This window comes from Pukyongia salina, assembly GCF_002966125.1.
In the GTDB taxonomy this organism is placed as follows: Bacteria; Bacteroidota; Bacteroidia; order Flavobacteriales; family Flavobacteriaceae; genus Pukyongia; species Pukyongia salina.
Window position 1 is genome coordinate 2,652,501 of the sequence record NZ_CP027062.1, and the last position, 26,207, is coordinate 2,678,707.

Here is a 26,207-nt window from a genome sequence, read left to right on the forward strand (position 1 = left end):
CTGGTTGGCGAGTAAATTTCCTAATGGCGTCATTAATGCAAATAATAATAAGAAAGACAAAGTAATGGCCTTGCTGTATTTCGCATTCATGAAAAATAGCGCAAGGATAATGGCCACAGGAATTTTATGAATGATGATCCCTACGAGGATGTCGTTCTTTTCGGAGATAGGAAAGCCCTCTAACAGCGCATGAATAGAGAGGCTGATGAATAAAAGCCAGGGAAATTGCTTGTGGGTTAAATGAATATGAACATGCCCGTGTTCGGCTCCCTTAGAAAAAAACTCTAGTATGATCTGTAGCAAGATACCGACCATTATGAAGATGCCAATTCGTTCGGTAGGCATTTCGAAAACCTCCGGCAGCAACTCATTTATCGTCATAGACAATAAAAAAGCCCCACTAAAAGCGAGGAAGATCGACATTTGCTTTGGTTGTTTGGAGCGAAATGCGAGCGCTACCACATAACCAACAGCTACAGCCATAAACAGCAAAAGGTAATTCATAGGATAAAGATAAGAATTAAAGTAGATGAGCTGTTTAACAACTTTCTAATGTAAGGTGGCGCAGGGTGCATCATAGATAAACAGTTTGATAGTTGTTTTTTTAAAGGTTTGGTTCCGGGGGATAAAAATACTGTATTTTTGCAGGTATTTGGATGAAAGAACATGGGAAAAAACTTTAAAATGGTGGCTAAAACCCTTTACGGGTTGGAAGAATTACTAGCAAGTGAGCTTAGGGAACTTGGGGCGTCCACAATCGAAACGGGTACCCGCAATGTCTCTTTCGAAGGGGACACCGGGTTTATGTACAAGGCAAATCTCTGTTGTAGAACTGCCATTAAAATACTAAAGCCAATAACCGCTTTCAATGTTTTTAAAGAGGAGGATCTCTATAAGAAGGTATATGATATCCCCTGGGAAAATTATATGGAAGCTAAAGGCTCCCTGGCGGTTGATGCAACGGTTTTTTCGAAGCAGTTCACGCATTCCCAATATATCGCTTTAAAGACCAAGGATGCCATTGTCGACAGATTTAGGGACAGGGAAGGGGAGCGCCCCGATGTAGACCTTGATCATCCAAGTTTACGCATTAATATACATATAGACCGAAATATTTGTACTGTGTCGCTGGATAGCTCCGGGGCTTCTCTTCACAAGCGAGGTTATAAGACAGAAAGTACTCTGGCGCCTATCAATGAGGTGTTAGCCGCCGGAATGATCATGTTAAGCGGATGGAAAGGACAATCTAATTTTCTGGATCCCATGTGCGGAAGCGGGACCATCCTGGCCGAAGCAGCTATGATAGCCTGCAATATTCCTCCAAATTTGAATAGGGATGAATTCGGATTTGAAACCTGGCCCGATTTCGATGTGGATCTGTACGAACTTATAGAAGTATCTGCTTTGAAGAAGATCAGGGATTTCGGATTTAAGATCTACGGATTCGACACCGACACTGTTGCCGTAAAAAAGGCGCGACAAAATATTAAAAATGCCAATCTTCAGGATTTTATCGATATTTCTGTACAAGATTTCTTCAGTAGTAAAAAAGAAGCAGAAGGTCCTATGTTCTTGGTATTTAATCCACCATACGACGAGCGACTGGCGGTTCGGGATATTGAAGCCTTCTACGCGGAAATAGGCAACACTCTCAAACGTGGGTATCCGGGAACTCAGGCCTGGATGATAACGAGCAATATGGAGGCCTTGAAATGTGTGGGCTTGAGGCCATCAAAAAAGATCAAGCTCTACAATGGAAAACTGGAAAGCAGGTTTGTTCGATACGAAATGTACGAAGGAAGCCGAAAAGCCAGTAAGCAATAAGTACTTATTTCTTAAATATCGGGATCAGGTAGGATAAGCTGTAGCCATACCCGGCGCCAAATTCGCTGAAGTCGTACGTACGATTAAAGCCGGGAATAAATAGATTATCGAAATTATCCGGGGTCGTTTCAGAGATCTTCCGTTTCAGCTGCAAGTTTATAGAAAGGTAGAGATTATTGAGTATTTCGGTTTTCACAGCTACCTGGAGTTCCAGCCAGGAGGCAGTAAGCCCGGTATATTCCCTGGGATCTACTCTAAATGTTCCGGGGTAGGTTTGGTTTGTGGTATAAATACCATAGGCAAGTAATTCCTGTTTAAAGCTGGAAAAACCGTATCGGAGTCCGATATTGATTGCGTTTTGCATATTCAGCCAGTTTCGATAAGCGTTAAAATCTGCTCCTAACTTAACATAGCTGCCCGAGGCGATGGAATTGAGATTACTCTCATACCGCTCTTTCTTTTCATTACCAATCTCTGCCGCGGCATAAAACCGTTCACTGAACCTGAAATCCCCTACAATTTCGAATCCGCTGTATCCGTTTTCCAATACCGAACGCAAAGGTTTAGACAGATCTGCCCCTATACGGAGGCCGTATTCACTCTTAGCCTTTACCAGGGTATCGCTGGTGATCTCCTGCGCTTGAGAATAGAATCCCAGCAACAGGAGACTAATGTAATACAGTAATGTGTGTTTCGGTTTCATCTATTACATCGGTGGTTTCAATTTCAACCTGGATGATCCAGTTGGCGGTGCCTTCATTTACAACAAACACGCTAAGATCGTGATAAACGGTCTTAAAGGCACAGGCGCGGTTTATATAAATATCTTCGGTGGTATAGTTAAAGGAAATTATATCGGTATTAGGTGTGGTTGTACCAACACCACTGTTAAAGCGATATCTGGTTAAATTACCTGTATTTCTAAGCGGTAATGCGATAGAGTCTGTTGTGACAGCAGCAATAACCTCAGTACCTTCCAGATCGGCTGTTTCAACAGATAAATTAGTAACAGATTTACGTTCACTTGGGTTAGCGATATCGTTAAAGGTGATAATTAGGAGTGGAGTAGTTGCGGTGCCTTCTTCACAGATATCGTCACGAGTACAGCCCAGGAAGGAGATCAGCACGAATGTGAAAAGTAAGATCCTTTGTGTCATTTAAATTTTGCTTATCCGCGTTTTTTCAAAAGTACAACATTTTCCACATGATGTGTTTGTGGAAACATATCGACAGGTTGAACCTTTACCACCTCGTACAAAGGGTCTAATAATTTTAGGTCGCGAGCTTGGGTAGCGCTATTACAGCTCACATAAACAATTCGAGGTGATGCCAGGTTCAATAATTGCTGAACCACATCGGCGTGCATTCCATCCCTTGGAGGATCTGTGATCACCAGGTCTGGGGTTCCATAGGTTGCTATGAAATCCTGATTAAACACCTTTTTCATATCACCTACTGTAAAATGGGTATTAGATATATTATTATAAGCAGCATTCTCACGAGCGGCTTGTATAGCTTCCGGTACAGCTTCGATCCCTATCACCCTTGCCGCATTACCAGCAATGAACTGGGCGATAGTTCCCGTACCGGTGTACAGATCGTAAACGAGTTCTTTACCCGTCAATTCTGCAAAGTTTCTAACGATCTTATATAGTTCGTAAGCCTGTTCACTATTGGTTTGATAAAATGATTTTGCATTGATCTTAAATCGCAGCCCCTCCATTTCTTCAAAGATATGATCCTCGCCGCTGTAGCAAACAACCTCCTGGTCGTAAATAGTATCGTTTGCTTTTGTATTGATCACATATAAAAGGGAAGTGATCTCCGGAAATTCTGCCTGGATGGCATCTAGTAAATCCCGCCGTTTTGTCTCGTCATCGGCAAAGAATTGCAACAGAACCATCAGATCTCCGGTGGTGCTCGTCCGGATCATCAGGGTTCTAAGCATGCCTTCCTGTTTGCGGGTGTTAAAGAAACTAATATTTAATGCTTCGGCTTTTCGTTTTATGAAATTTCTAATGGCGTTGCTGGGATCTCGTTGTAAATGGCACCGATCAATATCCAGTATTTTATCCCACATGCCCGGGATATGAAAACCAAGAGCGTTCCTGTTTTCAATCTCTATTCCACTTTCAATCTGTTCTTTTGTAAGCCATTTGTTGTCGCTGAAGGAAAACTCCATCTTGTTTCGGTAGAAATATATTTTTTCTGAACCTAATATGGGTGTTATCTCAGGTAATTCTATTCCTCCAATTCGAATAAGATTATTCACCACCTCTTTCTGTTTGAAGTACAATTGGTGTTCGTACCCCATGTATTGCCATTTACATCCACCACAGGTGCCAAAGTGCTCACAAACAGGCTCGGTTCGTTTATCCGAATAACTTGAAAAAGCAATGGCGCTGCCTTCGTAATACGCTTTGCGTTTTTTGAAAGTTTGTACCGTTGCCACGTCGCCTGGGATCGCATTGTTGATGAAGACAACGCGCCCATCGGGAGCCTTGGCAACCGCCTTGCCTTTGGCGCCGGCATCTATAACCTCCAGATCTTCGAAGATTACTCGCTTATTCCTTTTTCTCATATCGGCAAAAATAAGAATAGGAAAACAGAAATAGCTACAAAAAACGGGCGAACTTAAATTTCATATAAAACTTTAAATAAATCATACGAATATTTATTAATTTGCAGCTTCAAGGATGATTTCTCTCCTCCGCTGAATTTCCGATCCTCGGAAAAATAAAGGTATAGTAGAAATTTTATTAATTTTTTAAAATTTATGTTATGTCAGTAGCACAACACACGCTATCGCAGGAAGCGATGGCACTTGAAAACAAGTATGGGGCTCAGAACTATCATCCGTTACCTGTTGTTTTAAGCAGGGGAGAGGGTGTATATGTTTGGGATGTAGAAGGGAAACAGTATTTCGATTTTCTCTCTGCATATTCCTCGGTGAATCAGGGACATTGTCACCCAAAGATCGTAAACGCACTTACCGAACAGGCCAGGAAACTAACTTTAACCAGCAGGGCTTTTTACAACGATAAGCTGGGCTGGTACGAGAAATTTACTACCCAGTACTTTGGGTACGACAAATTACTGCCAATTAATACAGGAGCAGAGGCTGTGGAAACGGCGATCAAGTTATGTAGGAAATGGGCTTATGAAGTTAAGGGAATCGATATGAATGACGCGGAGATCGTGGTATGCAAGAATAACTTTCACGGTCGTACAACAACCATAATATCTTTTTCTAATGATCCTGTGGCACGAAAGAATTTTGGGCCTTACACCGATGGGTTTATTAAAATTGAGTACGATAATCTACAGGAACTGGAAGATGTACTCTCCAATAATGAAAATGTTGCTGGTTTCTTAGTTGAGCCTATACAAGGGGAAGCTGGTGTTTATGTACCAAGCGAAGATTATCTTAAAAAAGCAAAGGCCTTATGTGAAAAATATAATGTCCTGTTCATCGCCGATGAAGTACAAACTGGGATAGCTCGTACCGGTAGGCTTTTAGCTAGTTGTGGAAACTGTGACTGCCCTACAAAAAGTTGTGAAGGTACACCCGAAGTAAAACCCGATATTCTGATTTTGGGGAAAGCCCTTAGTGGTGGTGTATATCCTGTCTCGGCTGTATTAGCCAATAATGAGGTCATGAACGTAATCCGTCCGGGAAATCACGGGAGCACTTTTGGTGGAAATCCTTTGGCTGCTGCCGTTGCTGTTGCCGCACTTGAAGTGGTTAGGGATGAGAAGCTCGCGGAGAATGCGGAGCGACTTGGAGTGATCTTTCGGGATGCCATGAACAGATATATTGAAACAAGTACCATTTGTAAACTTGTTAGGGGTAAAGGGCTGTTAAATGCAATTGTTATTAATGATTCGGAGGATAGTGATACGGCATGGGAAATATGCCTTCGCCTCCGGGACAATGGTTTACTTGCCAAACCAACTCACGGTAATATAATCCGTTTTGCACCACCTCTGGTGATGACAGAAGGTCAACTAATGGAATGTGTGGATATTATTATTAAAACTCTAAAGGAGTTTGATTAAACACATATAGAAAGTGATTGATAGAAAAAGCGGCCTTATAGCCGCTTTTTTAATTTTATAGAACAAAGTTATCGATCTACGAATCTATACCGTATTGTTCCATCACAGCTCTTTGCTGTTCCATATAGGCATCCCACCCACCGGCAGTAACAATGAGGAAGATGTTATACGCGAGATAGATCAGGTTGATGATCAATACGACCAGCGCTATAATTCGAGCCGTGTTCATTGCCTCGCCATTTTCGTAGTTTTCGGGATTAGCCTTCCATTCTTTTACTTTGCCGTTGGCCACAAAAAAAGCGATGGCTGAAGGGATAACACCAATTACCGGAATACAACAACACAGGAATCCTACAATTGACAGAATATATACAAGGGTGGTATTTAACCTTTGTTTTTCCATAATTTAAAGTTTGATGATTAGTTAATTATAATTTTCAGAATAAAGTTCCCAACGATGGTAACAATGGTAACTAAGATAAGTATAATTTTAATTCTTTCTGAATGCCGGAATGAGACGAACATATTCAGAAATAAAAAAATAAGAAGTAAGATAAGGGGGTAGATGGCGGGATATATTTTAAAGGCTGCCACGAAGTCTCCTTTAAAAAGAAAGGCTGTGGCACGTTGCATGCCACAGCCAAAACAGTCAAAACCTAGATATTTTTTAGTAAGGCACGGCAACATATAATCGTCGATGCCTTCCATGGTCATATACTATCTCTTATTGTGTACGGTCATTCTATAATCGATCTCTACATTGTCTGTAGTGGTAAGTTTTACAATGTATACTCCGTCGCTAAAAGTAGCAGTAGAGAATGTAAAACGTTCGCTGTTACCAAGGTTTTGTTCGCTTAGTACCAGTTTACCCGACATGTCGAATATAGCTGCCGACTTGATCTCGTATCCTTCTGGATTACGTACCTCAAGTTGAGCAACCGGATTGTTCTGGAAGAAGTCTACGTTTGAAGTAACCTCTTTTTTCATATTACGTACAGGTCCGCCGGAATCATCGGTATCTGGTCCACCTCTGAACACGAGGAAGAATCGATTTTCATAGTTTCCTGCAGGCAGTATAAAGTCTGCTTCATTACCATTGGTAATTTCCTGAAATAAATTTTCACGCTTGTCCCATAGATATACTTTCGATGGAAGATTGATCTCTTCAATCGCTGTAAATGATACAGGCATTTGCTGGTCCATCTCAAACGTTAAAGGTACTTTTTTACCAACGTCGAAAGGCACAGTTTGAATTACATAAGGTAAAGGTCCGTTATCATCAACGATTGGGAAATACACTTCTGCCTTAGCACCGTCCATTGGATGTCTTGCATCCAGACCACGATCATAACCATCGGTCGACAGAGGCGAAAGAACTAGAAGCATTTCGCGGAAATGGGAATTTCCGAACATACTCATTACACGAAGTGTTGGCGGATATTCTGCCAAGGGATCAACTTCGGAAGAGACACTTCCACCTGATGGTGATGAAGTTTGAGAACCTTGAGCTCCTCTAAAATTAGAATTGGCGTTACCAGCTTCCTTTTGATATACCCTGTGACTATTCTTAAAGAATATCTGTCCGTCTCCAGCGATATTGGCAAAAATGTTGAATCCTTGCCCAATAGGAGCGTAAAGTCGTCCAAGATCTTCACCCATTCCTCCGGAAGGCCCCATTGGGTTACCGTTTGTGTCGTAGTTTAAGAATGTAGGTCTTGTATAGGTTCCACCTGTAATATAAGGAGATACACCAGGTACCCAAATACCATAACCTCCTTTATTGGCGGTATAATTGTGTGAGTTGATACTTCTATCTTCATCCCAATATCTGAATTCCTGGATTTCGACATTATCAGCATCCTGGAATACAAGGTTCATATCAATGGCTGAAGGATAAGGATTACCTGCCAGTGTACTTGCATTTGCAGCCACAGGAACAGAAATGTTACCATTATTAGGTCTTCCTCTAAAATCGTAGTTCTGGTTGATCGGGTCCTGGAATGGGTCACCACCAGCTGGGGTAACACCCACACCTTTCATGGTAAATCCTAATCCCGGATCAACACCATAGGTAGCTCCCAGTGCCTGATATCCACCACCACCTGTACGTTTGTACAACCAGCGTCTTGAAATGGTCAGGTTAGGAGAAGCAATACCATTAAGGTTACCAGTATGCATTGCCTGGTCTGAATCGGTCACAGTATTGGCATCATAGAAATTAAGTACACCAAAGTTTACGTTACCACTTCCTGCTAACGCCTGATTTCCAACGGGGGAACCCCAGAAATTATAGTCGTAAGAGTCTGAGTAACTATCCTGGTATACAGAAATAAATCCGGTACCGGAATTTGCGGAAGACGTAGCTCCCTGGATTAACTGGGCCTCATTCCGCAAGTAGATACTTGCTTCTGTAGTTCCAGCATTGTTCGCAACAAGATTTACGTCTTGTTCTACAAACAGGATTTCATCATTTACGTACACGTAAGAATCAGTAGCCCCATTTGGAGTTACATACAATTGTGCCATAGCAGTGTATGACATAAGTAACACAACTGAAAAGAGTAGTAGGTTTTTCATATTTTTAGTATATTTTTACGTTGTCTTGGGGGCAAAACAACGCCATTAACCATTGGTAAAAATAGAAATAAAATTCAATTATCACTGTTTTAAGTGGTTAAATTCGATAAAATACCGCTTTTTTCACCTTTGTATTCGTTAAAATACCATTTACACCGATGAAATGCTCCAAAACTGTAAGAATATTTCTACAAAAAACATGAAAAAAGGGGATAAAGTTGAGGCTATAGACGATGCTATTAAGGGGGTCGTTTTGAGGGTAAATGCAGACACTATTTTGGTGCTTACGGAAGATGATTTCGAAATGCAGTTCGACAGGTCCGAATTAGTGGTTATTTCAGAAGAAATTGCACCTTCAGATGTAATTCCAGAGAATTTTGCCCAAATACTTTCCGAAAAACAAGAATCCAAAGCCCGCAAAAGTACGCGGGTAAAGCCTAAAATGCGCAATCAGCCTGCCATGGAAGTTGATCTGCATATCGATAAATTAGTGAAATCAACCAAGCACCTCACAAATCATGATATGTTGACCATACAGATCGATACTGCTAAGAGACAATTGGATTTCGCTATACGCAAGAAGATCCAGCGCATTGTCTTTATTCACGGGGTTGGTGATGGTGTTTTACGAGCTGAAATGGAATATCTTTTCAGAAGGTATGACAATGTGAAGTATTACGATGCCGATCTACAAAAATACGGACGAGGAGCAACCGAAGTCTATATATATCAGAATATAGCTCCTTAGTCCGGGAAGGGTGGGGTAATTGCGATATCAGTATTCACTATATCCACCAAGGTCCCCATGTTTAAGAATTCACGCGTGATCTGTTCTGTTTCCGAAATAAGTACCAGATTCTCAATAATAACCCGAACATCTGTTTTTAGGTTGTAGCTGTGTGACCGGAACACATCTACAATGATCTCATTGTGAATATCGGGATTAAGATAGTCGGGATTGGGGTTCACAGACGGGTCGAAAATATTGTCCAGCGGATTTAGATCGGTCTCGCTACTTACCTCATATCGCGTAAGTACTCCGTCGTTATCGTCGTCTTCATCCAGATAATCGGGAAAACCATCTCCGTCGAAATCCCTGGGATTATCCGGGTCTTCGCCTATTTCGTTGGCCGTAGGGACATTATCCCCGTCATCATCATAGTCGTAGAAGTTTGGCAGGCCATCCTCATCGAAATCCCCAAATCCTTCCCCTAATATATCAAAGCTATTGTCGAAGGGGATACCGTCATTATCGTCGAATACCGTAGTAATAAACAATGTCGATTCACCATCCGATCCAATAAAATCTGTTGCTACGTCTGGGGTAGTGGGTGGAATATTGTCGCAAAAGTAATCTGCTGAGACAGTCCCGTTGAAACTGCGAAAATGAACAACGTTCGTAGTGCCATCGAGGGAAATAGCCAGAGTATCACTTACCAGGAACAGCTCTTCTGTGGTCCCTAGTTGAAGCGCCAGGCTTTCGTTGGCTGCATCATTGATCTTAAAAAATAAGTAGTCTCCCGGATCGCCGCAGAATTGCAGATCTACATTACTGAAATTAAAAGATGTATAAATAATATCACCATCATCGCACCCATAAACCAGAGCGCTTAAAACAAGGATGAAGAAGTATTTTTTCATAGCGGTATTTTCGAGAAATACAAAGTAACACATTTCTTTATAATTCCTTGTTTTCTATCTTAGATAAATATGTATTTTTGCCGGATATGAAGAAAGTGTATTTCGATAGTGCGGCTACAACCCAATTGCGGAGTGAAGTAATTCGCTGTATGTCGGAAGTATTAAAAACGGAATACGGAAATCCTTCATCCACACACTCTTACGGTAGGTCATCTAAATCACTACTTGAAACTGCGCGCAAAGAAATAGCCGGTTATCTTAATGTTTCAGCTTCCGAAATTATCTTTACTTCCGGGGGCACCGAAGCGGACAATCTCGCCTTACAAAGCGCTGTGACAGATCTTGGGGTGGAGCGCATCATTAGTAGTAGAATTGAGCATCATGCGGTGCTTCATACCATAGAGGTGCTGGAGGATCGTTTTGGGATCGAAGTAGAATTTGTACGAATAAAGCAAACGGGCTGCGTGGATTATGATCATTTGGAGGAATTACTTCAGAAATCAACAAAAAAAACGCTTGTGAGCCTTATGCACGTTAATAATGAGGTAGGTACCATGATCGACCTCAAACGCGTTGCACTGCTTTGTAAAGCGAATAATGCCTTGTATCATAGTGATACCGTACAATCGGTAGGTCATTTTACCCTGGATTTTCAGGAAATACCTGTCGATTTTGCCGCGGTTTCTGCACATAAATTCCATGGCCCAAAAGGGGTGGGATTTGCCTTTGTTCGGAAAAATACTGGACTAAAACCTTTAATATATGGTGGAGAGCAGGAAAGGGGGCTCCGTGCCGGTACCGAACCGGTCTATGCTGTTGCAGGGATGGCAGAAGCACTCCGACTTAGCTACCAGAACCTCGATAAAGAGAGGGCGTATATAACCGGGTTAAAAGAATACTTCATAGAACAGTTAAAGGATCATATTCCCGGGGTGAAGTTCAATGGTGGCTGTGAGGACGCGAATGGCAGTACTTATACACTCATAAATGTGTGCCTGCCAATTTCAGAAGAAAAGGCAATGATGCTGTTATTTCAGTTGGATCTAAAAGGCATTGCCTGTTCAAAAGGTTCGGCCTGCCAAAGTGGTAGCAGTAATGGTTCTCATGTTTTGGCTGAAATACAATCTCCCGACGATCTTAAAAAACCCTCGATTAGATTCTCATTTTCATCTTTCAATACTAAAGAGGAGATCGATTATGTGGTTAAGGTTCTAACCGAATTCGTCGCTTCCTAAAATTTCATAGTTAGCCTAACATTATATACTCTCGGTGTAAGAAAGTTAGGGATAGAGTACTGAACCTTTGTATACACATCTCTTACAAAAGTGTTTGTGATGGAGTTGCGTACATCGAATATATTGAAGATCTCCGCCCCGATCGATAATTCCTTAAAGGGTTTCAACCAGCCACTATCACGTAATTTATCGGTATCTACAATTACATAGGAAACACCTAGATCGGCTCGCTTATAATCCGGCAAGCGCGTTTGAAAATTGTAAGGGTCGGCATAACTTGGAGACCCGCCAGGAAGGCCGGTATTGTACACTAAATTGAGGTACATTTTTAGATCGGGGATCACTTTTACATAATCCTGAAATAACACCCCAAATTTTAATCGTTGGTCGGTAGGACGGAAGATATAGCCTCTATCGTCTATATTCTCTTCTGTTTTCAGGTACCCGAAACTTACCCAACTCTCTGTCCCCGGTACAAATTCACCTGCCAGTCTAAGGTCGAGACCCACAGCATAGGCTTCGGCATTATTTCTGGCCCTATATCTTATTCGGACGTTTTCAAGGGTGTAGGGGTTTACATCGGTGAGTTTTTTGTAATATACTTCCGAATTGAGCGTAAATGGCCTGCCCCAGAGGTCGAAACTATAGTCGTTCCCCAATACCACATGAATAGATTGTTGTGCCTTTACTCCCGGACGCACCGTCCCGGTAGAATCCCGGAGCTCCCTGTAAAAGGGCGGCTGGTGATACACTCCTCCTGATAAACGGAACAGCATATCCATTTCCCAATCGGGCTTAAGGGTTATCTGGCCTCTCGGACTAAATACTGTTTGAGTGGTACTTTCGATACCGTCCCCATTCACAGTCCAGTTATGGGCTCTCACACCTGCATTTAGCCATAAGTCGCTACTTCCCACCTCTGTTTTCTTACTCCATTGAACATAACCGGATAAGCGATCGGTTTGAACATTATTTGTTGCTCGAATAGTAGTATACGGAACTATGGGAGATACAAAGGGATCGTAAGGCTGTTCGTTGATGAAATCGGGTAGGGGCGGACGAATGGAAAAGCCGGCAGAATCGATGATCTCATATTCCTGAACCCGGTCCCTAATGTCTTCTCTGGTATATTTAATTCCATATTCAAGAGTGGTATCTTCGTCTTCATCAAGGGCTAGTATCCCTTTGTGTTCAAAATTTACAATAAGGGCGTCCAGATCGTTTCTGGCGTGGGTTAGTTGAGACCCTATACCTTCTGAAAACTCCACCTCCCCAAGATTTTCATCTCCAATGTTGGTATTTACTTCTCCAAGGCGATATTGAGCGAGAATATCGAAATACTCCTGCTCTGTTGTTTGATAGATAGACCCTATGAATTTTGCGGTATAGCGTTCGGAAACTGCGTAGGTACCTTTTAACGCACCAAAGTAAGTGTTGTATCGATCTTCTTCCTGACCTTCATAAAAAACCAGAAGGGCCACTGGATCTGCAAGGGTTCCGAAGTTGGTTTGCCTGGTTAGAGGTTGGTAATCATACTGATTTATGGCTACATTTCCTAAAACCCCTAATTCGAATTTACTACTTACTTTATAGGTGAAATATGCTTGTGCATCGGCAAAACGCGGCTGGAAATTGGTTTCTGTCTGTTTGGCATCTACAAAAAGACTGTTGTCACGATATCGTAAACCAACAATTCCTGTAAGACGACCGTTCTTAGATACACCACCAACCGACGCACTTGCTCCCAGAAGGCTTAGATCTGCTGTGGCACTAAAGGAAGCCGGTTTCTTATATCGAATGTCCAGAACAGAGGATAATTTATCGCCAAACTTCGCCTGGAAACCCCCTGCCGAGAAATCCACAGAGCTGGTTAGGTCTGTATTCACAAAACTTAAACCTTCCTGTTGCCCACTTCTAATAAGAAATGGCCTGTACACTTCGATCTCGTTCACATAAACGAGGTTTTCATCGTAATTACCTCCTCTTACTGCGTACTGTGTGCTTAATTCGTTGTTGCTATTTACTCCGGGTAAGGATTGTAATACATTCTCGATCCCTGCGTTAGCACCTACCATTCTTCTGGCTACTTCGGGACTTATGGGTTCCAGTCCCTGAACTTTCTTACGGCGTTTTGTGTCTATGATCACGGTTCCGATCTGTTCGATATCTGTTCTCATAGCTACATTGAACTCATAATTCTCGTTATTGGCGAGATTTAGAGTGAGTCTCACATCTTTAAAACCAACATAAGAAAATAGCAGCTGTACTTCCCGTCCTGAAGGGATTTCAAGCACGTAGACACCGTTTAGATCTGTTTGGGTACCTTCGGAATCGAACGAGACATTTACGCCAGCCAGGGGCTGATTTTGGTCGTCTAATATGATACCCTTTATAGTAGCGTTTTGTGAGAAGATGGATAAACTAGATCCAAAAAACAGAAGGAGGAATAGTAATCGAGTAGTTTTCAAAAGCAAAAATTAGAATTATTTTCTGAAAAATGTTGCTTCAAATGTAGCACTATTTCCTGCATTATCGACAACATTGACTTTTAAATTGTTTTCGGTATCCGAAATAATATCATCGCCAAAATCATAGGTTAAAACGTCTTTTTTGTAATTATATTCCATCAATATAAACTTTCCATTAATGGTGGCTCGGTACGATCCAATACCACTTAGATCGTCCTCTATCTTCACTGTAAGGGTCTCGTTCGCACTTATCCATTGCTCATCCTTGAAATTCACAGCCGATATGGTTGGTGGTGTAGTATCGGCCACAAGGGCGAAGGTTCCAAAGGTCCGGGTTCTGGCAGTTAACTTGGTTCCTTTGCGATAGGTGGTATTGTAATAAGGTTCTCCTTTTAGGCTGAGACGGCCCAGATACAATTTATCGAGATCTTCGCTTTTATAGTTCGATGCATCCACTGTGATCGAAATGTTTTTATGGATAGGGATATTATCCTCATGGAAGAATAGGGTATCTCCCTGCGCCTCAATATTGAGATAGGTATCTTCATAAAGGCTGTTAGGCGGAATATATATGCTGAATTTACCTTTAGTGATCGATGTAGCCTCATCGGCATAGATATAATCTGAGGTTTTATTCACATCTCTGGGTGTTACAACAGGTATATCTTTTCCTGAAATTGGTACAGTTATCGTTGTTTTATTGCCCTTATAATCGAGTACTTCTATAGTGTAAGAAGCGTCGAGACCATCTTCAATCTGGAGGTAGCCATTGTCAACTTCGTGGGTAATTACACTCAATGGGTTGTTTTCTTCTCTAAATAATTTCTGAACCCTACTTTTGTTCGTTCTCCAGTAATGATAGTCTATAAAGCGGTTGAGATAGCGGGTTTCGGCAAAAGAGAATTTTTCGAAAAGTACATTATAATTCTCAGTGCCGTTGAATACCGTACGTATCTTGTACACTCCGTTCTTATTAGATGCGCCGTCCTGCTGATCGTAGGTGGATATTCCGAAGCCTATTTTTCCAAGAGCCGAGATATTCTCCGTTTTATACGATCCGTCATTAAGAGGAATTAGCCGAAGTTTCACAGGATTCTGAGATTGGTCTACATGTGCATTATCACCAATAGGGTATGCGAAAACAGTGTTCACAAGCGGTTTTTTACTATCGGGGATCTCTATACCAAAGAGCAGCGGATTCATGGGTCGGGAGTTCGAATCGCGGATCTCGAAATGTAGATGTGGCCCGCCACTGCTACCCGAATTACCCGTATAACCAATAATATCACCACGGTTTACCACTAGTTTTCCGGCTTCAGGGAATAATTCCACCTCATAGCTTTCCCTTGAATATTGACTAGCCTTCACATATTCTTGTATTGGGCCGGCATAACGTTGTAAATGAGCGTAGACGGTAGAATAGCCATTAGGATGCGATATGTAGAGCGCCTTTCCATAACCATAATGCGCAACTTTTATTCGAGTTACTACACCGTCTGCAGGAGCGTAGATAGGAATTCCTTCTTTTTGTTGGGTCTTGATGTCCAGACCCGAGTGGAAGTGATTAGATCGCAGTTCTCCAAAACTGCCTGAAAGTATCATAGGGATCTTAAGGGGGTCGTCAAAATATTGATCAGGCACATTATTATTCTGGCCATAGGAAATTATCCCGATAAACAATAAAGTGATCGGTAGGCACATGGCCTTCAATGATTTAGAAATTCTTAAGATACGGGGGGTATTTAGCATTGTTATTATCGTCGATCAATAATACAAAAAATATGCAAAAGTGTTGGCATATTAGCTAGGGATGGTTAACTTTGTGTATAGAGTATTAGAATATATTTTTAATGGGCACTATTTCAGAAGTAGTTGATTCCCTGGAGAACAGGATTAGTAAACTGCTTCACAGGCATGAAAAGCTAAAGGAAGCAAACCGTGATCTGGAGAAACAGCTAGAGCTTCTGAAAACGCAACAGGATCAGTCTCATGGTGAGATAGAAGAATTGCGGGAGAAGTGTAAATCATTGAAATTGGCAAATTCGATGCTCGGCAGCGACCAATATAAACGAGATACAAAACTCAAAATAAATGCGTTAGTTCGGGAAATTGACGATTGCATTTCTCAACTTTCCGAATAGACAATATGTCGAACCAGCTAAAAATAAAACTATCTATTGCCGATAGAGTATATCCTCTAACCATCGATCCATCACAAGAAGAGGGTTTACGAAAGGCGGCAAAGAAGATAGAAGAGATGATAAAACGGTTCGAGAAGAGCTATGCCGTACGGGATAAACAGGATGTTTTGGCTATGTGTGCCTTACAATTTGCAGCCCAGGTAGAGCAAAAAGCAATCGATAAGGAAACCGATTCGCAACAAATAGAAGAAAAGCTGAATTCATTAAATCAGTTGTTGCAGGAACACTTGTCGTAACGTTCTTTAAAATAAAAAGGTTACTGCCTATACTAATATTATTTTTGGTAAACTCAACACGAATTCTTTAAAAAGGGTGAGTTAAAGTTGTAAAAGCGAGCCGTCTTTGAGCGGATACTTGACCAGCTTGTTAGCCCTAAACTTGTTTTTAAGGAGTTTATTCAAAATCACATTATTAGTATAGGCTTTTTTTATGGTTTCAATTGATAGTCGTCCCATTTGGCCCAGAGAGGCCGGGACACCTTTAGAAACCTTCCTGTTAACACAGGGACTAACAAAATAACTGAAATAATGGACAATATAGTAGCGTATATTATAGCAGCTGTCGTAGGTGTGGCTGTGGGATTTTTAATAGCAAAGTTCTTTGAACGGAATAATGCCTCCAGACTCACCAAGCAAGCTAAAAAGACAGCAGCGTCGATAGTAAAAGAGGCGCAGGTAGAATCGGAAGCAATAAAAAAAGATAAAATACTCCAGGCTAAGGAAAAGTTCCTGGAACTTAAAGCAGAGCACGAAAAGGTGATCCTAAACCGTGACAAGAAGATCTCGGACGTAGAAAAAAGGGTAAGAGATAAGGAATCTCAGGTCTCCAGTGAGCTTTCAAAGAATAAGAAACTTAACGCCGAGCTGGAAAGCAAGCGAAAGGAATACGAAGAACGGCTCAATTTCCTTCATAAGAAACAAGGGGAAGTGGAGAAAATGCATCGTAGCCAGATCGAACAACTTGAAGTGATCTCCAGCCTGTCTGCAGACGATGCAAAGGCACAACTAATTGAAAGCCTAAAAGAAGAGGCAAAGACAGATGCTATGGCGTTTATTCAATCCTCTGTTGAAGAAGCCAAACTTACCGCACAGCAAGAAGCAAAAAAGATCATTATCAACTCAATTCAACGCATTGGCACCGAAGAAGCGATCGAGAATTGCGTTTCGGTGTTCAACCTGGAAAGTGATGACGTTAAGGGTAGGATCATTGGCCGGGAAGGTCGAAATATCCGGGCCATAGAATCTGCTACAGGAGTTGAGATCATTGTTGACGACACACCCGAAGCCATCATTTTATCTTGTTTTGATTCGGTGAGAAGGGAAGTGGCCAGACTATCACTACACAAACTTGTTACCGATGGGCGAATTCACCCTGCACGCATAGAAGAAGTTGTAAAGAAAACTACCAAACAAATAGAGGAGGAGATCATTGAGGTAGGTAAGCGAACCGTGATCGATCTTGGTATTCATGGCCTTCACCCTGAATTGATCAAAGCAGTAGGCCGAATGAAATACAGATCGTCTTACGGGCAGAACCTCTTACATCACTCAAGGGAAGTAGCCAAACTTTGCGGTGTCATGGCTTCGGAATTAGGTCTTAATCCCAAACTTGCGAAACGAGCAGGGCTACTACACGATATAGGGAAAGTACCGGAATCTGAGACCGAAGTACCTCATGCTATCTTGGGAATGCAATGGGCAGAAAAGTATGGTGAAAAACCAGATGTATGTAATGCAATTGGTGCCCACCACGATGAAATAGAGATGACCAACTTATTATCGCCCATCGTTCAGGTGTGTGATGCTATTAGCGGAGCTCGCCCGGGAGCACGGCGCCAGGTGCTGGATTCTTACATCCAGCGTCTTAAAGACCTGGAAGCAATTGCCTTCGGTTTTAATGGAGTAAATAAAGCCTTCGCCATTCAGGCAGGACGCGAATTAAGGGTGATGGTGGAAAGTGAAAAAGTAAGTGATGAGAAAGCGGCACAGCTCTCTTTCGAAATATCTCAAAAGATCCAAACCGATATGACGTATCCCGGCCAGGTAAAAGTGACAGTTATACGGGAAACCAGGGCCGTCAACATTGCAAAATAAAATCAAGCCTCCCATACGGGAGGTTTTTTTACGGCTCTTTTCGAGGGTGATACCGATTAATAACTTCTGTGAGATGCCGCTTATCTATATGAGTATATACCTCGGTTGTAGTGATGCTCTCATGGCCCAGCATTTGCTGAATAGCCCTCAGGTCGGCACCGTTGGCCAGGAGATGGGTGGCAAACGAATGACGAAAAGTGTGCGGACTGATATTCTTCTTTATACCTGCCTTTTCGGCTAATTGCTTGACGATAGTGAATATCATGGCCCGAGTTAGTGCTTTGCCGCGCCTGTTGAGAAAAAGCGTGTCCGCAGCTTCAGCCTGTATTTTCTCATGTACTCGCACTCCTTCACGATACAGATCAATATACTTTATAGTATGCGCACCGATAGGTACAAATCGTTGCTTATCTCCTTTCCCGGTAACCTTTATAAAGCCTTCGTCGAAGAATAGGTCGGAGATCTTTAAACCTATAAGTTCCGAAACACGCAATCCACAGCCATAAAGTGTTTCAATGATGGCACGGTTCCTTTCTCCCTGTGGCAAACTTAGATCTATTGCTCCGATGAGTTGATCGATCTCGTTAGTAGACAATGTATCGGGCAAGGTACGGCCGGTTTTAGGGCTTTCGATAAGCTCCATAGGGTTGTCCTTACGATAATCTTCAAATACCAGATAGTTAAAAAATCCTCTTAATCCAGAAATGAGCCTGCTTTGAGACCTGGGATTTACCTTCCTGGCTACTTCATAAATAAACTGCTGAACAATCTCTTCTGAAATTGATTTAGGTGAGGTATCTATCTCATTTTCAGTTAACCAGTTCTCTAATTTTTTTATATCTCTACTGTAATTCAGAATAGAATTTTCTGAAAGCCCTCGCTCAAGCCGAAGGTAATTTACATAGTCTTTACGTAGGTTTTGCCACTTCATGGTGAAAACAGATACTGCCTTCAATTTACTATTTGTTTTAAGAATATTGTACTTATTTTTGCGTTAGTTAAATCAACAATTAAAAAATAAACTCTATGAGAAAATTCATTTTATTAGCCGCAGTGTTTTCGATATTTACCTTAACCTCTCAGGCTCAGGGTCTGGATTTTGGTGTAAAGGCCGGTGTTAACTTTGCTAATATTACCGATGCGAGCGGGTTGTCTAACCGAACCGGATTTGTAGCCGGAGTATTCTTAGGTGGGAAATTGAATGACAATCTTGGTTTACAAGGTGAATTACTGTACTCGCAACAGGGTGCCGAATTCGAATTGGGTGAATTTAACCTTGATTATGTAAATGTTCCTATCCTTGTTAAATACTATGTAGCACAAGGCCTGAACATCCAGGCGGGACCACAATTTGGTGTACTGGTGAACGATGACACACAAACGGTGATCGGAGAAGTGATAAATGATATCGCTACAAACGATTTTGATGTTTCCGGAGTTGTGGGAGCAGGTTACGATTTCCCATTTGGAATACGAGTAAGTGGACGTTATAACTTCGGACTTAACGACGTTCCAGAGACTGGAAGTGGTAAAAACAGTGTTGTAACACTAGCGATAGGATACTCATTCCTCTAGTTTTAAAGACGAATATACAAAGGCGGCCATCGAGCCGCCTTATTTATTGGTAATCAAACTGTTAATAAACTGTTCACATTGAGCTATATTTCTTATAGCTCTGATAATCAAATATTTAGTACATTTATCATAATTAACCAAACTTTTTAATTATGAAAAAGCTAATACTGTTAGTCGTTTTAGTGCTTGCAGGCACCAGCCTGAACGCACAGGGATTTAATTGGGGTGCTACTGCCGGGGTAAACTTATCGAATGTTGGCGGAGACGATGCTCAGGATCCTGAGGTTCGAACAGGATTGAATATTGGTGTTGTAGGAGATCTTAGTATCTCTGAAGATTTCGGCATTCAACCCGAAATACGCTACTCAATGCGTGGTTGGAAGGAAGGAGAAATTAAGATTAAGGTCGATTATATCGATATTCCCATAGCAGCCGATTACGAGATAATTGACGGACTTAGTCTTCAGGGTGGCCCGCTTTTCGGATTCGTAATTTCAGATGAAGTAGAAGTAGACGGAGAAAACCAGGGTAGTATTGAAGGTCTCGAAACTTTTAATTTTGGAGCTTTAATTGGTGCTCAATACGAATTTGGTAATGGTTTATATCTACAGGCACGATACGACATGGGATTTATAGATCTTTTCGACAATTTCGATGCCAAGCCATGTAATTTAAGTTTTAACCTGGGCTATATGTTCGATTTCAACGGAGGAGATTCGGAGTAAACTTAAAGGAAATACAGAATAAAATAGAAGGGGCGACCCTTCTATTTTTTTGTTGATAAGTATCTTAATAAATAGAAACGTCCTACCATGGCAGGCTATATCATTAATTTAGTAGCTTTAATCAAATTAACTTAACAACTTATATTATGAGAAACTTATTTTTAGTTGCTGCAGTAGCAGTATTGTCCTTTACCACGGTTCAGGCCCAGAGCATAAGCTTCGGTGCCAAGGCAGGTGCGAACTTTGCCTCGCTTAACGGAGACGATGCAGATGACCTGGACGGCAGAACCAGTTTTCAGGTGGGTGGAGTAGTTAATATTGGTATTTCAGAACTTTTTGCAGTTCAACCGGAGGTAGTTTATTCTGCCCAGGGGTATACTCAAGACACAGCTTTTGGTGAAGTTAAGGGGAAACTGGACTACATCAATATTCCTGTGCTGGCAGACTTTACACTGGCAGAGGGGTTTAGCCTTCAGGGAGGTCCTCAGGTTGGGATCAATATTACAGATGAGGCCGAACTTGATGGTGAAACAGCATCTATTGGTGCAGAAAGCGTAGATTTTTCAGCGGCTATCGGTGCGCAATACAGAACTCCTTTGGGACTGTTCTTTCAAGCTCGTTATTCTATAGGTCTTTCTAATGTGATAGGGGATACGACTATCGAAGGAGTTACTTTCGAAACAGATGCCAAAAACTCGGTTCTTAGTGTAGCCGCAGGTTGGTTCTTTTAATCTAATAACACATTTTATTACTGAAGGCAGGACGGAAGTCCTGCTTTTTTTATTTCAATATTTGATGACGTATGAGTTTTTTATCGATGTAAGATTGAATGAACTGATTCAATCTAACTAAACACAATTCAATCTAACTAAACACAATTCAATCATGAAAAAACTACTCTTTATTTCAGCAATTCTATTTTGCAGCTTTACTTCACTTCATGCTCAGGGAGAACTAAGATTTGGCGCTAGCGCCGGGGTTAACTTCTCGGGAGTTAACGGCGATGATACTAAGAATACCGACGGCCGAACCGGCTTTAGAGTTGGGGCTGTTGTCGACATAGGAATAACCGAAAAGTTCTCGGTTCAACCCGTGGTGGCAATTTCCATCCAGGGTTGGAAAGATCGCGGTTTAGACATAAAGGCCAACTATGTTGTTGTTGAGGCCAAAGCCGATTACGAAGTTGTGGATGGCTTAAGCCTTCAAGCAGGCCCGCTGGTTGGATTCAATATACATGCTTCTGTAGATCAGGACGATATCACAAATTTTGAAAGCACAAACATAGGAGGGTTGGTTGCCGCCCAGTACGAATTTCCCTTCGAGCTCTTCGTCAATGTGCAATACGATATGGGATTTAGCGATCTCATCCCAAATTTCGACGCTCGAAACCGAAATTTAAGTATATCGTTAGGAAAATTCTTCTGATCGGTACAGAGAGAAAGAAATAATAGTTAATTTTTAAGACAGGACATATTTGTCCTGTTTTTTTTGGTTTAAAGGTGTAATTTTGTTCCTCAAACAACATGTCCTATGAAAAAAACAATTTTTATCTTATTACTGCTTGTAAGTTTTTATAATGCAATGGCACAGGGATTCGGCGCAGCTGTTTCCGGAGGTTATCTAACAGAGATAGGGTCTTTTGGTGCTACTGGTGATCTTATTTATGAATTCTCAGAAAAATGGGGTGTTTCTACAGATGCAACCTATTCGGTGGCCGATGCCAAATCTACACGTGCAAAATGGTTCGCAGTGGATTTAAATGCACGCTATAAGGTTTACGACGAAGTATACCTTCTAGGTGGTGGAGAATATCTCAGCATTACGTTGAAACAACAAGGACTTGGTGGTGGATCGATCGGTCAGGAATCGGAAACTTCCAGTAATGACTTTGGTTTTAATGCCGGAGCCGGTTACAAATACAACATTATCGATAACGTAAATGTATTTGCAGAAGCAAAATATGTGATCCTGGATGCCGGATATTTTCATGCACGACTGGGACTACTATTCGATTTTTAATCGAATTTAAAATAGTTTGAATTCGGAGCTTTACGCTCCGAATTTTTTATTCTATATATTTGAGCTATGAAGATCATGATCATAAACGGGCCTAACCTTAATCTTCTCGGTAAACGGGAAACAGACATCTATGGTGATCTTACCTTCGAGGATTTTTTTGAAACTCTGAAGAGTAAATACGACTGGATAACGATCCAACATTTCCAAAGTAATATTGAAGGAGAAATAATAGATAAGATCCAGGAAGTGGGTTTTAGTTTTGACGGTATAATCCTGAATGCGGCTGCATACACTCACACCTCTGTAGGAATAAGAGATGCAGTTAGCGCTATTACAACTCCCGTTATCGAAGTTCATATATCCAATACGTCTTCAAGAGAGGAATTCAGGCACGAATCGTTTATCACACCCGTCGCGAGAGGTCTTATCATGGGGTTTGGCCTGCAGAGCTACGAACTGGCAGTGCAATCTTTCATCAACTAATAAAAAAAGCGCCCCGATTGAGGACGCTTTACACTTTATGTCTGTCAACAGTTATAGGTGAATTACTTCTCCATACGCATCGGCAACAGCCTCCATTACCGCTTCACTCATAGTAGGGTGAGGGTGGATAGCTTTTAATACTTCATGCCCTGTTGTTTCTAATTTACGGGCCACGACCGCCTCTGCGATCATATCTGTCACGCCGGCTCCAATCATGTGGCAACCCAGCCACTCGCCATACTTGGCGTCGAAGATCACTTTTACAAATCCATCTTTGGTACCTGCAGCACTCGCTTTACCACTGGCTGAGAATGGAAACTTCCCAACTTTTAAGTCGTAACCGGCTTCTTTCGCCTGGGCTTCTGTCATTCCAACACTGGCAATTTCGGGGCTTGTATACGTACAACCAGGAATGTTACCGTAATCGATCGGCTCTACGTGCATGCCTGCAATTTTTTCAACACAGGTAATCCCTTCTGCCGAAGCAACATGCGCCAGTGCAGGGCCCGGAACCACATCTCCAATGGCATAATAACCTGGAATGTTTGTTTGGTACCAGTCGTTTACCATGATCTTTCCTTTGTCGGTTACAATACCAACATCCTCAAGACCTATATTTTCGATATTTGACGCGATCCCAACAGCGGAGAGCACAACATCTGCTTCCAAAACTTCCTCTCCTTTTCGAGTTTTCACTGTGGCTTTTACCTTTTTACCTGAGGTATCCACACTTTCAACAGAGGAATTGGTCATTACTTTAATTCCCGATTTCTTGAAGATTCGTTCAAATTGCTTTGAAATTTCTTCATCTTCCAAAGGAACAAGGTTAGGCAGGAATTCAACGATTGTTACGTCGGTTCCCATGGAATTGTAGAAATTAGAAAATTCCACCCCGATGGCTCCACTTCCCACAACGATCATACTCTTGGGTTGTGTTTTAAGCGTCATTGCCTCGCGGTAACCAATAACCTTTTTACCGTCTTGAGGCAAATTAGGTAACTCTCTTGAACGAGCTCCGGTGGCGATGATTATATGATCCGCAGTATATTCGGTTCCATCTACATCAACCTTCTTTCCGGCTTTCAATTTTCCGAAGCCTTCAATTACATCGATCTTATTTTTTTTCATCAGGAATTGAACACCTTTACTCATCCCATCGGCAACCCCGCGGCTTCTCTCCACCACTTTACCAAAGTCTTTATCGGCCTCTTTTACCGAAAGTCCGTAATCTTCGGCATGCTTCAGATATTCGAAAACCTGCGCACTTTTCAATAGGGCCTTTGTAGGTATACAACCCCAGTTGAGGCATACCCCACCCAGATTCTCCTTTTCGATGATGGCTGTTTTGAATCCTAATTGTGAAGCTCTGATGGCGGTAACATAACCTCCCGGTCCACTACCTAAAACAATAATATCGTATTTGCTCATTTCCTTGAATTAGTAACGTTTAATTGAAGGAACGAATTTACGAAATGTATGTGTAATGAAGAAGGACAGCTCGTTTTTTTAGCTTAGCGAATACTCACTAATACATAACCCCGGTTGGTTTTGCGATAATGCTTTCCATTCCAAGTGTAATAGCGCTTGCCTTTAACAACAACAACCTTGTGATTTCTAGGTGCTTTTTTAACCACAACAACTTTTGTATTCGTTGCGGGTGCCGTAGTAACTACTCGCGTTGCACAGCTCGTAAAAAAGAATATTCCAAGTGCGAAAATTAATAGATAGCGTTTCATAATATAAAGTTTAGTGTTTTATACTATGACGCTTTTCTACCAGGATGGTTTAATCTGTACCTTGCTCAAAATCAACCGATAGGGAATTTACGCAGTAGCGTTGCCCTGTGGCAGTAGGACCATCATTGAACACATGGCCCAAATGACTGCCGCAATTTGCACACAGGATTTCGGTGCGGATCATACCGTGAGTTGTGTCACGAACATATTCTACCGTTCCTTCAATTGCATCATCAAAAGAAGGCCATCCGCATCCGCTGTCAAATTTACTACTACTGTCAAATAGCTGTGTCTTACATGCACCACAAGCGTAGATTCCTTTTTCCGCATGAATATTATATTCCCCGGTAAACGGGCGCTCAGTTCCTTTTAGACGCAGTATCCTGTATCTTTCCGGGCCTAGTTCGGCTAACCATTCATCTTCGGTCTTTTCTATGGGATATCGTTTCTCTGTCATTGTCCTTCAGGTATAAAATCCAGGGCAGCACCGTTGATACAATGACGCTTCCCTGTGGTCTCTCTCGGGCCGTCATTAAATACATGACCCAAATGTCCTCCGCAAGTTGCGCAGTGTTCTTCGGTACGTGCATAGCCAATCTTGTAATCTGTATCGAAGGCAACATTACCTTCGATCTCCCTGTCGAAACTAGGCCATCCAGTTCCACTGTCGAATTTGTGTTCACTTTTAAAAAGAGGTGTCTGGCAAGCGGCGCAAACATAGGTCCCTTTTTCATAGTTTTTGTTCCACTCACTGGTGAATGGTCTCTCGGTACCGGCTTCACGAAGCACATAGTACTCCAGTTCACTCAGTTCTGATTTCCATTCGGCTTCCGTTTTGGTAATTGGAAAGGATTCTTTTTTTTCTTTTTCCTGCGCTTTCGAATTACAGCTTAAGGCCATAAAAGCGAAAACGAACAATGCAAATGATTTCATATTAATTTCCGATAGATTGAATATCTGTTACTTCCAGATTGATCGTTTGCAGTAATTGTTCCATGCTTAGATCTGCGTTGGCAAATTCGGAAGGAACTACCGCAATTCGGAAAGTTTGGTCGTCTGTAAACGCACTACCTAACGTACTTAGGTCGAAATTTCCATCCAGGAATAATCGTACATCCAAAAATGTATGGTCGAAACTATACACCAGGGTATTATCTCCCACGAAGAAAGTTTGAGGTAATTGGCTCCATACATCGATGTTTCCTCCGTTTCCGGGTATCACATCCTCTAGCAGATAAACTAGAACGGCATCACTTTCAAACACTTCAACATTGTTCGGGAAGTCTACAACCTGACTAAAGCCGTTTCCGGGGGTAAAGTCGACCGTCACCTCGAAAACCTGTCCGAGAATATTAATACCCGGTTCACCCGGAGGTCCCTGGTCTCCTTCACAAGAGGTTAAAATGATCATTGAAGTAAATGCTAAGAATAAGAGTAGGTTTTTCATAATTTTATGTGTTTTCGACTAGTGGTATCAAAAGTCGTTCCATCTGTTTAGTTGTTCAAAAATAATGGTATATCTTTTGCCTTTGTATTAAAGGTGGAATAAAATTTGATTTTTCACTAACTTT

Annotated in this window: 29 protein-coding genes and 1 other RNA gene (1 of these 30 only partly in view); 14 read left to right on the plus strand and 16 right to left on the minus strand. The window is 41.7% G+C overall.

The features are described from left to right. A protein-coding gene (locus C5O00_RS11925) for a ZIP family metal transporter (RefSeq protein WP_105217072.1) crosses the window boundary here: on the minus strand, positions 1 to 504 show its 5' portion. 165 nt of this gene lie to the left of the window's left edge; only the first 504 of its 669 coding nucleotides appear in the window; the start codon lies at positions 502 to 504; its stop codon lies beyond the left edge, outside the window. Positions 505 to 666: 162 nt separating this feature from the next. Between C5O00_RS11925 and C5O00_RS11930 the strand changes: the two genes are divergently transcribed. Further along, complete coding sequence (locus C5O00_RS11930) at positions 667 to 1,824, plus strand: THUMP domain-containing class I SAM-dependent RNA methyltransferase (protein WP_105217073.1); 1,158 nt, start codon at positions 667 to 669, stop codon at positions 1,822 to 1,824. 4 nt (positions 1,825 to 1,828) lie between these two features. Here C5O00_RS11930 and C5O00_RS11935 read toward each other — a convergent pair whose 3' ends face one another. Genes C5O00_RS11935 through rlmD form a run of 3 tightly spaced genes read right to left on the minus strand, consistent with a single transcriptional unit; the run spans position 1,829 to position 4,405 of the window. Next, positions 1,829 to 2,527, minus strand: a complete 699-nt coding sequence (locus tag C5O00_RS11935; RefSeq protein WP_105217074.1) for a DUF6048 family protein — start codon at positions 2,525 to 2,527, stop codon at positions 1,829 to 1,831. Beyond that, positions 2,493 to 2,981: a DUF6452 family protein gene (locus C5O00_RS11940; protein ID WP_105217075.1), complete on the minus strand. Its 489-nt coding sequence runs from the start codon at positions 2,979 to 2,981 to the stop codon at positions 2,493 to 2,495. The genes C5O00_RS11935 and C5O00_RS11940 overlap by 35 nt, the downstream gene beginning before the upstream one ends. Before the next feature lie 11 nt (positions 2,982 to 2,992). Next, positions 2,993 to 4,405, minus strand: coding sequence for a 23S rRNA (uracil(1939)-C(5))-methyltransferase RlmD (gene rlmD / locus C5O00_RS11945; RefSeq protein ID WP_105217076.1), 1,413 nt, complete (start codon positions 4,403 to 4,405; stop codon positions 2,993 to 2,995). A 200-nt stretch (positions 4,406 to 4,605) separates the two neighbouring features. Between rlmD and rocD the strand changes: the two genes are divergently transcribed. Beyond that, on the plus strand, positions 4,606 to 5,883 hold the full coding sequence (gene rocD / locus C5O00_RS11950) for an ornithine--oxo-acid transaminase (protein WP_105217077.1): 1,278 nt from the start codon (positions 4,606 to 4,608) through the stop codon (positions 5,881 to 5,883). A 76-nt stretch (positions 5,884 to 5,959) separates the two neighbouring features. Here rocD and C5O00_RS11955 read toward each other — a convergent pair whose 3' ends face one another. The 3 genes from C5O00_RS11955 to C5O00_RS11965 are packed head-to-tail and all read right to left on the minus strand — an operon-like array spanning position 5,960 to position 8,460. Beyond that, on the minus strand, positions 5,960 to 6,286 hold the full coding sequence (locus tag C5O00_RS11955; protein ID WP_105217078.1) for a CCC motif membrane protein: 327 nt from the start codon (positions 6,284 to 6,286) through the stop codon (positions 5,960 to 5,962). Between the two features lie 17 nt (positions 6,287 to 6,303). Continuing rightward, positions 6,304 to 6,597 (minus strand): DUF2752 domain-containing protein, encoded by a 294-nt coding sequence (locus tag C5O00_RS11960; RefSeq protein ID WP_317046419.1) that lies wholly within the window; start codon positions 6,595 to 6,597, stop codon positions 6,304 to 6,306. Positions 6,598 to 6,600: 3 nt separating this feature from the next. Further along, positions 6,601 to 8,460: a DUF8693 domain-containing protein gene (locus C5O00_RS11965; protein WP_105217079.1), complete on the minus strand. Its 1,860-nt coding sequence runs from the start codon at positions 8,458 to 8,460 to the stop codon at positions 6,601 to 6,603. A gap of 199 nt (positions 8,461 to 8,659) precedes the next feature. Here C5O00_RS11965 and C5O00_RS11970 point away from each other — a divergent pair, with 199 nt between their 5' ends. Continuing rightward, on the plus strand, positions 8,660 to 9,208 hold the full coding sequence (locus C5O00_RS11970; RefSeq protein ID WP_105217662.1) for a DUF8465 domain-containing protein: 549 nt from the start codon (positions 8,660 to 8,662) through the stop codon (positions 9,206 to 9,208). On the opposite strand, the gene C5O00_RS11975 is transcribed toward C5O00_RS11970, so the two are convergent. Next, positions 9,205 to 10,101 (minus strand): hypothetical protein, encoded by an 897-nt coding sequence (locus tag C5O00_RS11975; protein ID WP_158676848.1) that lies wholly within the window; start codon positions 10,099 to 10,101, stop codon positions 9,205 to 9,207. The genes C5O00_RS11970 and C5O00_RS11975 overlap by 4 nt on opposite strands. An 86-nt stretch (positions 10,102 to 10,187) precedes the next feature. Between C5O00_RS11975 and C5O00_RS11980 the strand changes: the two genes are divergently transcribed. Continuing rightward, positions 10,188 to 11,336 (plus strand): cysteine desulfurase family protein, encoded by a 1,149-nt coding sequence (locus C5O00_RS11980; protein WP_105217663.1) that lies wholly within the window; start codon positions 10,188 to 10,190, stop codon positions 11,334 to 11,336. Here C5O00_RS11980 and C5O00_RS11985 read toward each other — a convergent pair. Together C5O00_RS11985 and C5O00_RS11990 are read right to left on the minus strand one after the other, a co-directional pair. Continuing rightward, positions 11,333 to 13,804 carry a TonB-dependent receptor gene (locus C5O00_RS11985; RefSeq protein ID WP_105217081.1) on the minus strand — a complete coding sequence of 824 codons (2,472 nt, stop codon included), beginning with the start codon at positions 13,802 to 13,804 and terminating at the stop codon, positions 11,333 to 11,335. The genes C5O00_RS11980 and C5O00_RS11985 overlap by 4 nt on opposite strands. A gap of 15 nt (positions 13,805 to 13,819) precedes the next feature. Beyond that, positions 13,820 to 15,505, minus strand: coding sequence for a M23 family metallopeptidase (locus C5O00_RS11990; RefSeq protein ID WP_244592983.1), 1,686 nt, complete (start codon positions 15,503 to 15,505; stop codon positions 13,820 to 13,822). A 149-nt stretch (positions 15,506 to 15,654) separates the two neighbouring features. On the opposite strand from C5O00_RS11990, the gene C5O00_RS11995 reads away from it, so the two are divergent. The 4 genes from C5O00_RS11995 to rny all read left to right on the plus strand — a co-directional run bounded on the left by C5O00_RS11995 (position 15,655) and on the right by rny (position 18,098). Further along, positions 15,655 to 15,945, plus strand: a complete 291-nt coding sequence (locus C5O00_RS11995; protein ID WP_105217082.1) for a coiled-coil domain-containing protein — start codon at positions 15,655 to 15,657, stop codon at positions 15,943 to 15,945. A 5-nt stretch (positions 15,946 to 15,950) separates the two neighbouring features. Further along, positions 15,951 to 16,241 carry a cell division protein ZapA gene (locus tag C5O00_RS12000; protein WP_105217083.1) on the plus strand — a complete coding sequence of 97 codons (291 nt, stop codon included), beginning with the start codon at positions 15,951 to 15,953 and terminating at the stop codon, positions 16,239 to 16,241. Positions 16,242 to 16,292: 51 nt separating this feature from the next. Next, a non-coding RNA gene (gene ssrS / locus C5O00_RS12005) (6S RNA) lies at positions 16,293 to 16,400 on the plus strand. A gap of 132 nt (positions 16,401 to 16,532) precedes the next feature. Beyond that, positions 16,533 to 18,098: a ribonuclease Y gene (rny, locus tag C5O00_RS12010; protein WP_105217665.1), complete on the plus strand. Its 1,566-nt coding sequence runs from the start codon at positions 16,533 to 16,535 to the stop codon at positions 18,096 to 18,098. A 28-nt stretch (positions 18,099 to 18,126) separates the two neighbouring features. Here rny and xerD read toward each other — a convergent pair whose 3' ends face one another. Then, the gene (gene xerD / locus C5O00_RS12015; RefSeq protein ID WP_105217084.1) at positions 18,127 to 19,029 is read right to left on the minus strand and encodes a site-specific tyrosine recombinase XerD; all 903 of its coding nucleotides are present in this window, start codon (positions 19,027 to 19,029) and stop codon (positions 18,127 to 18,129) included. 95 nt (positions 19,030 to 19,124) lie between these two features. Here xerD and C5O00_RS12020 point away from each other — a divergent pair, with 95 nt between their 5' ends. The 6 genes from C5O00_RS12020 (at position 19,125) to aroQ (ending at position 22,900) form a co-directional block, all read left to right on the plus strand. After that, complete coding sequence (locus C5O00_RS12020; protein WP_105217085.1) at positions 19,125 to 19,673, plus strand: porin family protein; 549 nt, start codon at positions 19,125 to 19,127, stop codon at positions 19,671 to 19,673. Between the two features lie 152 nt (positions 19,674 to 19,825). Beyond that, positions 19,826 to 20,398 carry a porin family protein gene (locus C5O00_RS12025; RefSeq protein WP_105217086.1) on the plus strand — a complete coding sequence of 191 codons (573 nt, stop codon included), beginning with the start codon at positions 19,826 to 19,828 and terminating at the stop codon, positions 20,396 to 20,398. Positions 20,399 to 20,544: 146 nt separating this feature from the next. Next, complete coding sequence (locus C5O00_RS12030) at positions 20,545 to 21,129, plus strand: porin family protein (RefSeq protein ID WP_105217087.1); 585 nt, start codon at positions 20,545 to 20,547, stop codon at positions 21,127 to 21,129. A 154-nt stretch (positions 21,130 to 21,283) separates the two neighbouring features. Then, the gene (locus C5O00_RS12035) at positions 21,284 to 21,823 is read left to right on the plus strand and encodes an outer membrane beta-barrel protein (RefSeq protein WP_105217088.1); all 540 of its coding nucleotides are present in this window, start codon (positions 21,284 to 21,286) and stop codon (positions 21,821 to 21,823) included. A 105-nt stretch (positions 21,824 to 21,928) separates the two neighbouring features. Next, the gene (locus C5O00_RS12040; RefSeq protein WP_105217089.1) at positions 21,929 to 22,417 is read left to right on the plus strand and encodes an outer membrane protein; all 489 of its coding nucleotides are present in this window, start codon (positions 21,929 to 21,931) and stop codon (positions 22,415 to 22,417) included. 66 nt (positions 22,418 to 22,483) lie between these two features. Next, on the plus strand, positions 22,484 to 22,900 hold the full coding sequence (aroQ, locus tag C5O00_RS12045) for a type II 3-dehydroquinate dehydratase (RefSeq protein ID WP_105217090.1): 417 nt from the start codon (positions 22,484 to 22,486) through the stop codon (positions 22,898 to 22,900). Between the two features lie 51 nt (positions 22,901 to 22,951). Here aroQ and lpdA read toward each other — a convergent pair whose 3' ends face one another. The 5 genes from lpdA to C5O00_RS12070 form a co-directional block, all read right to left on the minus strand. Next, positions 22,952 to 24,328 (minus strand): dihydrolipoyl dehydrogenase, encoded by a 1,377-nt coding sequence (gene lpdA, locus C5O00_RS12050; RefSeq protein ID WP_105217091.1) that lies wholly within the window; start codon positions 24,326 to 24,328, stop codon positions 22,952 to 22,954. 83 nt (positions 24,329 to 24,411) lie between these two features. Then, positions 24,412 to 24,636, minus strand: a complete 225-nt coding sequence (locus C5O00_RS12055; protein WP_244592984.1) for a DUF6515 family protein — start codon at positions 24,634 to 24,636, stop codon at positions 24,412 to 24,414. A gap of 49 nt (positions 24,637 to 24,685) precedes the next feature. After that, positions 24,686 to 25,093, minus strand: a complete 408-nt coding sequence (gene msrB / locus C5O00_RS12060) for a peptide-methionine (R)-S-oxide reductase MsrB (protein WP_105217092.1) — start codon at positions 25,091 to 25,093, stop codon at positions 24,686 to 24,688. Then, on the minus strand, positions 25,090 to 25,569 hold the full coding sequence (gene msrB, locus C5O00_RS12065) for a peptide-methionine (R)-S-oxide reductase MsrB (RefSeq protein ID WP_105217093.1): 480 nt from the start codon (positions 25,567 to 25,569) through the stop codon (positions 25,090 to 25,092). The genes msrB (C5O00_RS12060) and msrB (C5O00_RS12065) overlap by 4 nt, the downstream gene beginning before the upstream one ends. 1 nt (position 25,570) lies before the next feature. Continuing rightward, positions 25,571 to 26,083 carry a hypothetical protein gene (locus C5O00_RS12070; protein ID WP_244592985.1) on the minus strand — a complete coding sequence of 171 codons (513 nt, stop codon included), beginning with the start codon at positions 26,081 to 26,083 and terminating at the stop codon, positions 25,571 to 25,573. Between the last annotated feature and the right edge of the window lie 124 nt (positions 26,084 to 26,207).